Source organism: Anabaena sp. PCC 7938 (assembly GCF_049315035.1).
GTDB lineage: Bacteria > Cyanobacteriota > Cyanobacteriia > Cyanobacteriales > Nostocaceae > Anabaena > Anabaena cylindrica.
This window is the reverse complement of the sequence record NZ_CP186034.1, coordinates 5,168,617-5,183,328: the sequence shown is the minus strand read 5'-3', so window position 1 is coordinate 5,183,328 and position 14,712 is coordinate 5,168,617. Positions and strand designations below refer to the sequence as shown.

At 36.9% G+C, this 14,712-nt stretch carries 9 protein-coding genes and 1 pseudogene; 8 read left to right on the top strand and 2 right to left on the bottom strand.

The annotated features are described in order from the left end of the window. Window positions 1-142 precede the first annotated feature (142 nt). The 6 genes from ACOWPH_RS23315 (at window position 143) to ACOWPH_RS23290 (ending at window position 11,490) form a co-directional block, all read left to right on the top strand. Window positions 143-817, top strand: coding sequence for a heme oxygenase (biliverdin-producing) (locus ACOWPH_RS23315; protein WP_015212494.1), 675 nt, complete (start codon window positions 143-145; stop codon window positions 815-817). 355 nt (window positions 818-1,172) lie between these two features. Then, window positions 1,173-2,555 (top strand): oxygen-independent coproporphyrinogen III oxidase, encoded by a 1,383-nt coding sequence (gene hemN, locus ACOWPH_RS23310; protein WP_015212493.1) that lies wholly within the window; start codon window positions 1,173-1,175, stop codon window positions 2,553-2,555. Between the two features lie 237 nt (window positions 2,556-2,792). Beyond that, the gene (locus ACOWPH_RS23305; protein ID WP_015212492.1) at window positions 2,793-3,065 is read left to right on the top strand and encodes a GlsB/YeaQ/YmgE family stress response membrane protein; all 273 of its coding nucleotides are present in this window, start codon (window positions 2,793-2,795) and stop codon (window positions 3,063-3,065) included. Between the two features lie 50 nt (window positions 3,066-3,115). After that, on the top strand, window positions 3,116-3,808 hold the full coding sequence (locus ACOWPH_RS23300) for a manganese catalase family protein (RefSeq protein ID WP_015212491.1): 693 nt from the start codon (window positions 3,116-3,118) through the stop codon (window positions 3,806-3,808). Between the two features lie 399 nt (window positions 3,809-4,207). Beyond that, complete coding sequence (locus ACOWPH_RS23295; protein ID WP_015212490.1) at window positions 4,208-7,957, top strand: tetratricopeptide repeat protein; 3,750 nt, start codon at window positions 4,208-4,210, stop codon at window positions 7,955-7,957. Between the two features lie 362 nt (window positions 7,958-8,319). Next, window positions 8,320-11,490 carry a hypothetical protein gene (locus ACOWPH_RS23290; RefSeq protein WP_015212489.1) on the top strand — a complete coding sequence of 1,057 codons (3,171 nt, stop codon included), beginning with the start codon at window positions 8,320-8,322 and terminating at the stop codon, window positions 11,488-11,490. A gap of 170 nt (window positions 11,491-11,660) precedes the next feature. Here ACOWPH_RS23290 and ACOWPH_RS23285 read toward each other — a convergent pair. Next, window positions 11,661-12,036, bottom strand: a pseudogene (locus ACOWPH_RS23285) (DUF2237 family protein). 175 nt (window positions 12,037-12,211) lie between these two features. Here ACOWPH_RS23285 and ACOWPH_RS23280 point away from each other — a divergent pair. Further along, window positions 12,212-12,793, top strand: a complete 582-nt coding sequence (locus ACOWPH_RS23280; protein WP_015212488.1) for a hypothetical protein — start codon at window positions 12,212-12,214, stop codon at window positions 12,791-12,793. Window positions 12,794-12,824: 31 nt separating this feature from the next. Beyond that, window positions 12,825-13,289 (top strand): thioredoxin family protein, encoded by a 465-nt coding sequence (locus tag ACOWPH_RS23275; RefSeq protein ID WP_150111060.1) that lies wholly within the window; start codon window positions 12,825-12,827, stop codon window positions 13,287-13,289. A 386-nt stretch (window positions 13,290-13,675) separates the two neighbouring features. Here the strand turns inward: ACOWPH_RS23275 and ACOWPH_RS23270 are convergent, their stop codons facing one another. Next, a complete protein-coding gene (locus ACOWPH_RS23270; protein WP_015212486.1) occupies window positions 13,676-14,503 on the bottom strand; it encodes a hypothetical protein in 828 nt (275 codons plus the stop codon). Window positions 14,504-14,712: the final 209 nt, after the last annotated feature.

The following is a 14,712-nucleotide window of genomic DNA, read 5'->3' as shown; positions in this document are numbered from 1 at the left end:
AAGTGGTATCTGCTGGATAGATTCTTCCAGAAACCACATCTCTCTACAAAAGCAATTTTTGAAAGTTGACATCCGACGGTGAACTGATAAACAAGTCGGTGACATTCTGGAAATTTGGCGATTGAACATGAAGGAAGTAACCATGAGTAATAATTTAGCCATCAAACTGCGTTCTGGTACTCAACAAGCTCATACAGAAGCAGAAAATATCGGCTTTATGAAATGTTTTGTCCAAGGTGTGATAGATAGAGACTGCTTTATTCAATTATTGAGAAACTTGTATTTTGTTTACAGTGAACTAGAAGCAGCTATTGAGAAAAATAAACAACATCCTGTAATTAATGTAATTTACTTTCCTGAGCTAAATCGCCAATCTTCCCTAGAAAAAGACATGGAATTTTATTATGGAAGTCAATGGCATAAGAGAATTATACCGACTACTGCGGCTCAAAATTACATTGCTCGCATTCAAGAAATATCTGTTCATGAACCTGCATTGTTGTTAGGTCATTCCTATACTCGTTATTTAGGTGATTTGTCAGGAGGACAAATGCTACAAAAAATTGCTCAATCAGCTTTAAAACTTTCTGGATATGAAGGAACTTCTTTTTATAACTTTGAGCAAATTCCAGATAAGCAAGCATTCAAAAACAAGTATCGTCAAGCCTTAGATGCAGTACCTGTTGATGATACAAAAGCCGATCAAATTGTTGCAGAAGCTAACCATGCTTTTTATTTGAATCTGGAAATAATTAAGGAATTAGAAAAGATGTTAATTGTAGCTCTTGGTCGTGCTACTTACAACGACTTGATTTAACAATTGTTCCTGCTGTTAACTCATAAATTACGCAAAATATCGCTCAAACTATTGTTATTTTGCGTTTTTTACGGTTTATTTAAAATAGTAGAATTTACAACTAAACTAGTTTGTGTAGTCGTCAATTCTATTTACTATAACTGATTTATAGTATTTTTGATCAAAACCGGGTTTCTTGACGTAAGTCCTAGCTAGTCCGTTTCAGTTTTTAAACTGAAGCATACAAGTATATTGGCAATTAGTAATCAAAATAATTGTCAATTTGACAACACAAATTGGGAAAACTCACCATAAGTATTCCCACCAAACTGCTATGACCACTAGGCACTAAACTCACAGATAATCGGAGGTTTTGATGGTCTTTCTATTACCTGGTGTCAAATTTGATCTGGATCTAATTCAAAAGTATGACACTCGCGCTCCCAGATATACAAGCTACCCACCTGCTACAGAATTAAGTGATACATTCACAGCAGAAGATTTCCACGCTGCTATAACCGCTTCTAATCAACGCCAAACTCCCCTATCTTTGTATTTCCATATTCCCTTTTGTCAAAGTGCTTGTTATTTTTGTGGCTGTAATACGGTAATTTCTAATAACAAGAATATTGCCAAACCCTATCTACAGCATTTGGCACAAGAAATCAAGAATACAACAGAATTAATTGACACAAGCAGAAAAGTACTTCAGATTCATTGGGGTGGTGGTACACCTAATTATTTAGAACTGCATCAAGTTGAATTTTTGTGGAATAAGATTAACCGTTATTTCAATATTGATTCTCAAGCAGAAGTTTCAATTGAAATTAACCCCCGTTATGTCAATAGAGACTATATCAAGTTTCTCAGAGATATTGGATTTAATCGCATTAGTTTTGGTATCCAAGACTTTAACCCCAAAGTGCAAGCAGCAGTCAACAGAATCCAGCCAGAAGCATTGTTATACAATGTAATGGATTGGATTAAAGATGCTAATTTTGCTAGTGTCAATGTAGACTTGATTTATGGTCTACCCTACCAAACGCTACATACTTTTCGAGAAACTGTACAAAAGACAATCGCTCTAGATCCTGATAGAATCGTGGTATTTAATTTTGCTTACGTACCATGGATAAAAACTGTGCAAAAACGGATACAACAAGAATCCCTACCCCCAGCACAGGAAAAGTTAGATATTCTGAAAATGACCATTGAGGAGTTAACGAATAACGAGTATTTGTTTATTGGTATGGATCATTTTGCCAAAACTAACAATGAATTAGCGATCGCTCAACACAATGGTACTCTAAAACGTAACTTCCAGGGCTACACCACCCACGCAGAAACAGAGCTTTTTGGCTTCGGTTCTACATCTATTAGTATGTTAGAAGATGCTTATGCTCAGAACCACAAGGGATTAAAAGATTATTATCAGTCCGTCATAGCAGGTGTTATCCCCACCAGTAAAGGTATCAAACTAACCCAGGATGATATCATCAGACGCGATGTAATTATGTCCATCATGTCTCACTTTCAGCTACATAAGTCAGACATTGAACAGAAATATCACATCAATTTTGATGGATATTTCTCCCAAGAACTAGAGGAGTTAAAACCCCTAGAAGCTGATGAATTAGTCAATTTGTTAGCCGATGAAATTCAAATTACAGACATTGGTAGATTGCTGGTGAGAAATATAGCTGTTGTTTTTGATACCCATACAAAAACTAGAGCCACAAAATTCTCCCGCGCAATTTGAGGAACGTTGACACTTGGTAAGTATTCAGTCATCGGCTATAAGCAAGAAGACTGAATGCTTATATTGATATCCATATATATTAGTTTGTAATTGAGTACACTACATTCTCAATCTGCTGTAAATATCTCTACCTTTTGACTTAACACATTTATTTCATCTGGTAGAAAAAAATATAATTAATGATTGATAAATTTAATACAGGTTAGATGTGGATTCTTGAGCTTTGAGGAAAAAATTATGAATATTATTGCTTGGATAATTTTAGGAATATTAGCTGGTGCGCTCGCTAAAGCTATTTATCCTGGTCATCAAGGTGGTGGCATTATTTCGACAATAATTTTAGGTATTGTTGGTGCGTTTATTGGTGGTACTATATTTACACTTTTAAGCACAGGAACATTACAACTTACATCCGCTACATTTAGTCTTCCTGGCTTTTTAGTGGCAATTGTTGGAGCAATGATTGCAATTTATTTATGGGAATTATTTCAAAGAAGCAGTAGAGCTTAACGGTAGATAGTGTAGCAAGTTAAGTTGAATTTCATAGGAAAATAAAAGGTATGTTTTTTCACAAAAAAGAACCCATTCATGTAGTCAAAGTTGATGAATGTAATCCTCGTTTTGCTCAATTAATGCTAGAGCAATTTGGTGGTGCAACCGGAGAACTATCAGCAGCTTTGCAATATTGGGTACAATCTTTTCATGTAGAAAATGCTGGTATTCGGGATATGCTTCAAGACATAGCAATTGAAGAATTTGGTCACTTAGAGATGGTTGGTAAACTCATCGAAGCTCATACAAAAAATTCTGACCAAACAGAAGCTTACAAAAGTACTCTTTTTGCTATCCGAGGAGTTGGTCCCCATTTTCTGGATAGTCAAGGAAACGCTTGGACTGCAAATTACTTGAATGAGGGTGGTGATGTAGTCCGTGATTTACGTGCTAATATTGCCGCAGAAGCTGGCGCACGTCAAACTTACGAAGAGTTGATTAAATTAGCAACAGACGAGGGAACTAAACAAACTTTAGTACATTTGCTGACGCGAGAAATTTCTCATACTCAAATGTTTATGAAAGCTCTAGATTCTCTGGGTAAATTGACAGATCCCTTCTTTGGTAATATTCAACCAGATGAAACCGTCTCTCTGTACTACAACTTATCGACAAATGGAACTGAGCAAGACCAGCGTGGCCCTTGGAATTCTGAACCAACATTTAATTACATCGCAGATCCTTTAGAAATTCATTCTTAGTAGCAAATCTGAGAAATATCAGGTCTTGTCTAGAACCCTCCTTACTTAAGTAAGGGGGGTCTAAATTTTTTGTATACCCTTTCTTCCACTCTGTTTTGTCTAATCTATAGGACTCAATACAGTTCAATTAACGACGTAGTAGCCGTATTCTACACTATCACCAAGCCCTAATTATCTAATTTTACTCAGCACTCGTTCGCAGTTACAGCAGTTTGTGTAGTTAGGAGGTACAACATCTAAATTCAAACCTATACACAAAGCCAGTTTTACTCCTGACTCCTGACTCCTGACTCCTGAATTCTGCTGTATGTTGACAATACAGTTATAAATATTACAAACTAAAGAATCTGCTTCTGATTATTTAGCAGCTTCTTCTGTTCAATGATATTGGAATTAATAATGCTAAAAAAATTAATGTTGGCATTACTCACACTCGTCTCACTACCGATAATTATTAATATTTTTTCATTATCAAAGTCTGTAGCTACCATACATAGACAAATAGAGGTTATAGCCCAAAAGCCAGCTAATACAGATAAAGCTGATCAAGCTTATCAGGAAGGTATTCAACTATTTCAACAAAAAACATCAGCATCTCTAAAACAGGCAATTACAAAATTTGAAGAGGCACTTATATTATATGAGAAAGCCAGTAATAGCTCTGCCCAAGCCGTCACTCTTATTTATATCGGTTTTATTTATGATCAAATTTCCCAATCTCAAAAAGCAATAAAACTTTATAACTTAGCTCTTCCTATCTCCCGACAAATAGAGAATAAATCCCTTGAAGCACTCACCCTACATAATCTTGGTAAAGCCTATGATGATATGGGTGAAAAGCAAAAAGCTCTAGAATACTATAACCAAGCTCTCCCTCTGAGGCAAAAATTAGGAGAGAAAAGAGGAGAAGCATTAACTCTCAACAATATAGGCAAAATTTATGATGATATAGGACAAGAAAAAAAAGCCTTGGAATATTATCATCAATCTCTTGCCCTTTCTCAACAAGTAGGTGAAAAATCAAATGAAGCATTAACTTTCAATAACATGGCCGCTATCTATAATGAGATAGGCGACAAACAAAAAGCCATAGAATATTACAATAAATCCTTAACCTTTTGGCAACAAATAGGTAATCAATATAGAGAGGCTTTTACACTTAATAATATTGGTTTAATCCACTCCAATCTTAATGAAACACAAAAGGCTCTAGAATATTATAATCAATCTCTGCTATTGAGAAGGAAAATCAAAGACCAAATTGGAGAAGCCAATACTCTCAATAATATTGCCTTTGTTTACAGTCAAATAGGTGAAAATGAAACAGCTTTAAAATACTATAATCAGTCTCTTGATATTTCCCAAAAGATCGGCAATACAAGTACCGAAGCAATTACTTTTAATAACATTGCTATTGTTTATAGCGATATTAAACAAAAAACTAAAGCCGTAGAATACTTACAAAAATCTTTATTGCTTTTTCAAAAATTAGCTGACAATACCAAAATAACAATAGTTTTATCTAAACTTGGTGGTGTGTATTCAGATCTAGGAGAAAAGCAAAAAGCACTAGAATACTATAACCAATCTCTTTTTCTATATCGACAAATAGGTGATAAATCAGGAGAGGCAGTTATTCGCAACAATATTGGTAAAGTCTATAATGATTTGGGAGAAAATAAAAAAGCTCTAGAATACTATGCCCAATCTCTTTCCATATTTCAACAGTTAGGGGATAAGGAAAAACAAGCAAATACTATCAATAATATTGGTGGAACTTACTCTAAATTAGGAGAGAAAAAAAAAGCACTTTCTTACTATCAGCAATCTCTTAATCTATCCCAACAAGTTGGCGATAAAAATCTAGAAGTATTGGCGATTAACAACATTGGAGGAATTTATGATGATTTGGGAGAAAAGCAAAAATCCTTAGATTATTTTAATCAATCTCTGCTACTGGCTCGACAGATTGGTAATCAAGATAAAGAAGCTTTAATTATCAATAATATTGGTGGAATTTACGACAAATTAGGAGAAGAAAACAAGGCACTGGATTACTATAATCAATCTCTAATTTTATTTAAAAAATTGGGGGATAAATCCAGGGAATCCCTCACTCTCAATAATATCGGAGGGGTTTATAGTGACTTAGGAGAGAAACAAAAAGCTTTAAATTACTATAATCAATCTCTTCCTCTATCTCGACAAGTGAGTAACAAAAGTAGAGAAGCTTTGGTTCTCAATAATATTGGGGGAATTTATAGCAGTCTAGGAGAAACGCAGAAAGCTTTAGAATATTACCAGCAATCTGTTTTTCTTGCCCAACAAATGGGAGAAAAAGGTTCAGAAGCAATTTTTATTCATAATGTTGCTTCTATCTACTCTAGTACAGGAGAAAAACAAAAAGCTCTAGATTACTATAACCAATCTCTTGTACTCAAAAGACAAGTACAAGATCAAGCTGGCGAATCTTTAAGTCTTTACAATGTTGCTGAACTGCAACGTGATTTAGGTAATTATCAACAGGCTCTAACCTCAATAGAAACTGCTATCAAAATTGTAGAGAAACTGCGAACTAAAATTGGTTCCCAAGAACTCCGTGCTTCTTACTTTGCAACAGTTCAAGATTACTATAAACTATATATTGACTTGTTGATGCAGCTACATCAAAAAAATCCTCATCAAGGCTATGATGCTCAAGCCCTCCATGTCAGTGAACGTGGACGCGCTCGCAGTTTGTTGGAACTACTGACAGAAGCTAATGCAGATATTAGAACTGGTGTAGATTCTCAACTTTTAGCTGAAGAAAGTAATTTACAGCAGCAACTTAGCACCTTAGAAAATAACAAATATCAACTTCTTAATAGTCAGTATAGCCAGAAACAATTAAAGGAAATTCAAGCAAATATTGAATCCTTACTGACCCAAATTGACCAACTGGCAGCAAAAATCCGCCTTACTAGTCCCCGCTATGCTGAACTTAAATATCCCGAACCCTTGACTCTAAAAAAGATTCAAGAACAGGTACTAGATGATAATACTGTACTTTTAGAATACTCATTGGGGCAGGATAGGAGCTATTTATGGGTAGTTAGTAAAAAGGGGATGACTAGCTATGAATTGCCAAAACTTGCGGTGATAAAAGCTGCATCTGACGAATTTTACTCTTTTCTCAAAACAGGAAAAGAAGGGAATTTAGAAGCAGGACAGAAATTAAGCAAAATGTTGTTGCAACCAGTAGGGAATCAATTGGGCAACAAACGCTTACTAATAGTCGGTGACGGGGCATTGCAATATATTCCCTTTGCCGCCCTGCCAATACCTTCGGCAAAATCGGCTTACATACCTCTGTTGCTACAAAATGAAATTGTTTCTTTACCGTCAGCTTCGACAGTAGCTATTTTGCGTCGTCAACTCCGAGGCCGTCGTCCAGCAACTAAAACTCTGGCAGTAATAGCAGACCCGGTATTTGAATTAACAGATACTCGTTTTTCAGGTGTGCCAACTTTTTCTAAAACTACCACTATTGCCAGCAGTCTCACTCGCTCTGCTTTTGATGTTGGTTCTACTCTAAATAGATTGGAATACACACGCCAGGAAGCTGAGAAAATTCTTGCTCTTGTCCCAGAAAATAAACGTTTGCAAGCATTCGATTTCCAAGCTTCTCGTGATATAGCAACTAATTCTGAACTAGGAAATTACCAAATTATTCATTTAGCAACTCACGGTTTAATCAATTCTACCCATCCAGAGTTATCTGGTGTGGTATTGTCTTTATTTGATCAAGATGGCAAATCACAAAATGGTTTTCTACGTCTTCAAGATATTTTTAACCTTAATTTACCTGCGGAGTTGGTGGTTTTAAGTGCTTGCGAAACGGGACTGGGTGAAGAAGTGAAAGGTGAAGGTTTAGTAGGTTTAACGAGGGGGTTTATGTACGCAGGAGCGAAACGGGTAGTGGTGAGTTTGTGGAGTGTGAGTGATGTGGGTACGGCAGAGTTGATGACTAAGTTTTATCAAAAGATGCTTAAGGAGGGGTTAAATCCAATGGCAGCATTGAGGACGGCGCAATTAGAAATGTGGCGCAATAAGAACTTTTCTGCACCTTATTATTGGGCAGCTTTTTCTATTCAAGGTGATTGGCAGTGATGCCAACTGAGAAGATTTCTAAAGATATAATGCTGCTCGGTTAAAAATTTTTGTAGCGACTGTCTTGATTATCAAGCGATAGTGAAACCCAACATTTACAGGTATTTGTTAGGTTATGGCACACGCTACGCCATCAGCAAGCCCTAATTAATTAATATCTCTTACAGCATAGAAGCTTATATGTCGAATGGCAGAAGATATTACAGAAAAGCAGAAGCTAATATCATACAGTCGCAAGCCCTAATTTGATTAATTCTATGATCAAAATAGACGACAGCTATTACTCCTACGAAGGATACCTTTGATGCGTGTTTCTTAATCAAGATTTACGCAGCTTTTATTTATATTTTAAAGAGGAAATCATGTTCTTTTCAAGCTTATTAACTACTTTCAATTGGTGCTACTTACACTTAGGACTAGTTCCAATTACAGTGAATGGTGATGTTTTTATGCCAGAACCAGCCCCATTTACATTTTCTAGTTCTAATTTTCTGCTGGCTTTGCTATGTGGTGTACTCATGGCATTTGCTTTTCAATTATTATTCACAAATCTCTCTGTAGCTGCGGGAATTTCAGCTATAGGAACTGGTGTATATTCTGATGCTGATGATGCAGAAACGGTGGGAGTTGCAGTTCGTAAATTTGAAGCTAAAGTTGGGACTTGGGCAATTGCTAGTTCCAGTACTGCATTGTTCCTCGCTTGTTTTTTGGCGGTTAAACTGAGCTTAATTGAAAGTGTGTTTTTAGGAGCAGTTATTGGTGTAGTTATTTGGTCTAGCTTCTTTACCGTAATTATGTGGCTGGGTTCCAATGCTCTAGGCTCTTTAATTGGTTCTTTTTTTAACACCGTAACTTCGGGCATTCAAGGTTTGATGGGTACTGCAACTAATGCTCTTGGTGCTAATGTTGCTCAAAAACAGATGGTGGCTACGGCTGAAGAAATTACAGCCGCAGTTCGTCGAGAGTTAACGTCAGGTTTTGATGCTGACAGTATTAGAAATACTCTACAAGGTTCTTTAAATTCTTTACAGTTACCAAATCTAGATGTTAAAGAAATCAGAAATCAATTTGACCAATTGTTAAAAGATTTAGATTTGCGAGATGTTGGTGATAGGGAATTTCTGAAAAATATTAATCGTCAGACTTTTGTTGATTTGATCAGTAGTCGGACTGATTTTTCTCAAGAACAGGTAAATCAAATTACTGACCAACTTGAGGAAGCTTGGAAGCAAGTTATAAATCGCCAAGATTCAACGGAAAAAGTCCTTGATTTACTCAAGTCTGCCAGCCCAGAAGAACTAAAATCTGAAAAATTAGGTGAACGACTTCAAGAGTTGATCAGTGTTGGTGGTGGAAATGGCAAGCAAACCAATGGTGTGATAAAAAAAGCTGTTCAATATGGTTTGGGTGCTGCGGGAACAGCAGTTTTAGAGAGAGTTAACCTTGCTGATATTAATGTTCAGGAAATTACTAGTGAATTAAAAAAAATCGGTAGTAGGGTTCAAGATGTTGATGTCGATAAAATTATTGAGCAACTGAAAAAGGTTACTAAGCAAACCAGCGAACAAGCGCGTAAAATTGGTACTCAATTTGCTGAAGGTTTACCAACACAATCTCAGAATAATATCAAGACAGATGTAGAGGATTATATCCTTAATTCTTTTCCTTGGCATTTCAACCGGATTACGGTTCAAGATGAATTTAGAGAGGTGATTTATGATGAAAATGCCAACCCTAGAACTGTTCGCAGTGAGTTGGAAGAAATCAACCAAGATTACTTTGTTAATTTGCTGAGACAACGGGGTGGTATCAGCGAAGATAGAATGACAGAAATTGCCGAACAATTGGAAGGTATTCGTCAAGAAGTTTTACCAATTGTTCAGCAAAGGGAAGAACAGGAGCAAACTCAAGATTTACGTAGTAGGATAGAAAATTATCTGCGGAGTACTAAGAGAGAGGAACTGAGTCCTGAAGGTATTGAGCAAGATTTTAGTACTCTGTTGGCAAATCCAGAAGCTGGTTTTGAAAGTTTGCAGAAACGTTTGGGTGAATTTGACCGTGATACGTTTTTGCAATTACTTCAGCAACGTGAAGATATTAATGAAGAGGAAGCTAACAATATTGTTGGTCAACTAGAAAGTACTCGTGATAATGTTATTAACCGTGGCAGAGAATTGCAAGAACAAGCCAAAAATAAAGCTGAGGAATTGCGCCAAAGGGTAGAAGATTATTTGCGAAATACGAATAAGGATGAACTCAATCCTGATGCTATCAAGCGGGATTTTCAAGTTTTGTTAGAAGACCCAGAAACAGGAATAAATATTTTGCGTTCTCGCTTATCGCAATTTGACAGAGACACTTTAGTACAATTATTGAGTCAGCGTCAAGATTTAAGTGAAGAACAGGTTAATCAAACTTTAGATAGTTTGGAAAGGGTACGAGATAATGTTCTGCAAATGCCGCAAAAAGTTGCAGATAAAACGAAAGAGCAGTATGAACAAACAACAACAGCTATAGCTGAATATCTGCGAAATACTAATTTGGAAGAACTGAATCCTGAGGGCATTCAGCAAGATTTGCAACAGTTGTTTAAGGACCCTAAACAGGGGACTTTAGCTTTACGCGATCGCTTGTCGCAATTTGACCGCGAAACTTTAGTTAAATTGCTCGGTCAGCGCGAGAATTTGAATGAGGAACAAGTTAACCAAATCATTGATTCTGTACAAGATGCGATCGCTAATATTGTCAAAACTCCCCAGCGTTTAGTGCAACGCACGACTAAACAGGTGGTAGATTTTGAAGCAAATCTGGAAAACTACCTACGGAACACCGACAAGGAAGAACTGAATCCTGAAGGGATCAAACGTGACTTGCAATTACTGCTGTCTTCACCCCGCGCAGGTATGGGAACTTTAAGCGATCGCATTTCTCACTTCGACCGTTCTACTTTAGTCGCTTTGCTTTCTCAACGTGAAGATATCTCAGAGGCAGAAGCTAACCGCATTGTAGACCAAATCGAATCGGTGCGTGACTCGATTGTTGAACAATTTCAGCAAATTCAGCAAAGAGTGCGATCGCTCGTTGATAGAATTTTTGACAGAGTTCGTGACTATCTCAACTCTATGGAGCGTCCAGAACTCAATTATGAAAGTATCCAGCAGGATTTTGCGAAAATATTCGACGATCCTCAAGCCGGATTTGAAGCCTTGCGCGATCGCTTAAGTCAATTCGACCGAGATACCTTAGTTGCTCTCCTCAGTTCCCGTTCCGATATCTCCGAGGAGCAAGCAAATCAAATTATTAATCGAGTGGAATCTTCGCGGGATAGAGTATTACACCAAGCCGAACGCATCCAGCAAGAAACCCAAAAAAGACTGCGAGCAATTAGAGAACAAGCGAAACAGCAAGCAATTGACAGCAAAAAAGCCGTTGCAGATGCTGCTTGGTGGTTATTTAACGCCGCTTTAGTCTCCCTAGTCGCATCCGTAATAGCTGGAGTTTTAGCAGTAATGACTCCTAATTTATTCGCTTAAAACTTCTCTAGATATAGCGGTATGCAATTAGATGAAATACAGTCATTAAATTGCAAACCCTGTAGGGGTGAGGAAACCCCACCCTCGATTGTATGTCATCCGACTGAGAACCGCTATAGTTAGTAATCAAGCCTCTCATTGAGAGGCTTTTTATATGTGATATAAACAAGCTAATTACGAATTACACGGTGTTTTTGCAAATCGACTAAATTACAAACTTCCAAAGCTCTAGCATGGGTAGCTTCTAAAACAACTGGAGGTGCAACACCATTTTCTAGAGCTTCTTACCATCTTGCAGCACATAAACACCAACCATCTCCAGGCTTTAAACCAGGAAAGTTAAATTGAGGAACTGGTGTACTTAAATCATTTCCTTGAAATTTGGTAAATTCTAAAAATTATACTGTAACTTGAGCGCAAACAACGTGCATTCCAAAATACTGTCCACCAGTATTACAAAATCCATCACTCACGGTAATAACCAGTTATAGGAGATGTGCAGCACAGTTCTAGTTTTGTGCCGAGTACATTTTTCCCTTCTGTCATGTTTAATTTTAAATTGTACAACTATTAAGATAAACCGAAATACTGCTGTTGCTCAACTACTGCAAATTAAGGAACACTATAACACTCTAATCCAGTTTAGTATCTATCATTGTTTGCATATTTAATGTATAATTTTTGATGTTGTAAATTTCCTGTTAAAAGGGTGTAAAATTAATTGACTAGCATTGGTTGTTATCAGGTAAAAGTTTTAATTGAATCAAGTTCTGAGGAAATTGTATTTATTTCCTCTGCAATTATTGATGATCTGCCTACAAATTGGACTTGTAATTGGTTAAATATCTGGAATGAAACCGCTTTTTACTGTCAAAATATAGTTAAGCTAGTTTATAATGGTCAAGTTTGGGGATTGGTAAAATATAGTCTTTATCCATATTTTTATCCTGAACTCGCTCCTCCGATATTTATGGAAATAAACAATTTAGAAGCACACCCAACCAGTCGAGGAGATGCTAGTGCAAGGTTAATTGAACCTATTGGTAAATGGTTAGTTTGGTATGCAATCAAGGTTGCTTTAGAGTTTTGTCAAGCAAAGGCAGAAGAACCGCTAGTTATACTAGAAGCTGTTGATGATGCTGTGTCATACTATAGAGATAAGGTGCAAATGGAGTATCTTGGTTTTTCTCGTAGCACTCCTAGTGGAGAAGATTTATATGCCTTCAGATTTTCACGAACCGCAGCAGAACAATTCTGTCAGCGACAAGAAAGCGAATGGGGAAAAGCAAAGCTATATGAATAGTAATGAAATATTGGCAGGGTCAAAAGAGATAATGACTTATGATCAAAGACAAGCTTTTCTGACAACATCTCATGTAGGAAAGTTATTTGGTATTGCACATTTATTTCCTGTAACTAATGTAAACCATATATTATCTGTCAACGAGAAAACATTTGCCGAAAATGTTTTAGAGTCTCCTATCCCTGTTTTGGTAAACTTTACAGCCCCTTGGTCTGGACTTTCTAGAATTATTCATCCTATGTTGCTGCAATTTCAAACCAAATACAGTGATAGCATAAAAATAGTTGAGGTTAATGCCGATCAAAACTTTAAACTATGTAACACTTATAGGCTTAAGTCACTGCCAACTTTATTGCTAATTAATAATGGTATTATTAGGCAGCGTTTAGAAGATTTTCGTTCACGAGAAGATTTAAATTTAGCACTGGAAGAAATTAAACTTATTTATGGCATTCACCACCTTGAAAATATAGATAATTCAAGGGTTACAGGCTGAGATTAAAAGACACTATAAGTTTATTCTTCTTCTAGTATCGTTTCTATATTTAAAGCATTCCCAGCAAACTCAAAATAGTTTTTCTCAATATATTCAATTTCATCAATGCCATTTATAAAATGATTTGTTATTGCGCTTATATTGTTTTTCACCCAGTTTCAAAATACATTTAGATGCGGGGAAAATCGGTTTTTGGAATACAAGATTAATGGTTAGGTTGGTATAGCCCTGCGGGCATAGCTGCACGAAAGCGTAACCCACCATAAGAAGATATATATAATTACCAATGGCTAATGGTGGGTTACGGCGCTTGATCCAATTATTCATGAATCAAGATTTTTTGCAAATGCCCCTAACGCACCCTACGAACTTAATCTCAATACTACTTACTGGATTGCAGCCCTTAATTCTGTGAGAGCTTTACCAATTTCCACAAAATCTGAATTTCGTACAAGTTGCTGAAAAGTTGCTGGATCGCTTTCTAGAACAATCTTGTTGTGGATATTAATAGCTTCGTTCAATTTATCAACATTCACAGTTGGTGCTTCATTAGCCTCAGCAATTGTTAAACCAGCTTTCAAAGCTTTAATGCTGGCTATTAACTTTCCTTGTGGTAACTGAACTGAAGGAAGATTGGGTGTAGTAGAAGCATCGGACGAGGTCAAGAAAATATTTGGTAATACACTTGTGAATGCTTTTGCTAATGGTGGATGAATCCCATTTAAAACGAAATATCTCTGAAGTAAAATAGCTTTAACCCGTGTAAATCTACTATCCCTTCCACTAGCACGCAGTCTAGCAGCAATATCATTTAGCCTCTTTACAGCATCAGGTAAAAGCGTAATCTTGATAGACCCATCCAATTCTTTTGTAACAATGATATTAGATGAATTTGCTCCACTGCCAGATCCCGCCTGACCTTTACTCGGTGATTGACTAGGGGGATTTGTGTTTCCACCACCACTGCCAGATCCTGCCTGACCTTTACTCGGTGATTGACCAGGGTGATTTGTGTTTCCACCACCACTGCCAGATCCTGCCTGACCTTTACTTGGTGATGGATGATAATTTGTGGGTGGGGTTGCACCGCCACTGCCAGATCCCGCCTGACCTTTACTCGGTGAACCCGCTTGGACTTGATTCGTTAAGTGTAAAGAAAGTGAAATTAAAGGCGCACAAGCCAGAGCGAGAAAAAAGGTTCTAATTTTTAACATGGTGATTCTCTAGATAGTCGATATTGAAGTGCTGATTTAGAGTTGGCTGAAAAACTTTGTCGTGAGGAGTGGCTTGACGCAAGCCATAGAGTAGGAATCAAGAGAAGGCAGTACGGTCTTGAGGTTTCCCAAGAGCAACCGCCTTTTAGGAGTCAGCAGGAGAAGTTAGAAAGTTTTCATAATCATTGAAAACCTTCATGCATTGTTTG

Coding starts and splice junctions, on each gene's coding strand:
- ACOWPH_RS23315 (WP_015212494.1), top strand. CDS start 143: ATGAGTAATAATTTAGCCATCAAACTGCGTTCTGGTACTCAACAAGCT.
- hemN (WP_015212493.1), top strand. CDS start 1,173: ATGGTCTTTCTATTACCTGGTGTCAAATTTGATCTGGATCTAATTCAA.
- ACOWPH_RS23305 (WP_015212492.1), top strand. CDS start 2,793: ATGAATATTATTGCTTGGATAATTTTAGGAATATTAGCTGGTGCGCTC.
- ACOWPH_RS23300 (WP_015212491.1), top strand. CDS start 3,116: ATGTTTTTTCACAAAAAAGAACCCATTCATGTAGTCAAAGTTGATGAA.
- ACOWPH_RS23295 (WP_015212490.1), top strand. CDS start 4,208: ATGCTAAAAAAATTAATGTTGGCATTACTCACACTCGTCTCACTACCG.
- ACOWPH_RS23290 (WP_015212489.1), top strand. CDS start 8,320: ATGTTCTTTTCAAGCTTATTAACTACTTTCAATTGGTGCTACTTACAC.
- ACOWPH_RS23275 (WP_150111060.1), top strand. CDS start 12,825: ATGACTTATGATCAAAGACAAGCTTTTCTGACAACATCTCATGTAGGA.
- ACOWPH_RS23270 (WP_015212486.1), bottom strand. CDS start 14,503: ATGTTAAAAATTAGAACCTTTTTTCTCGCTCTGGCTTGTGCGCCTTTA.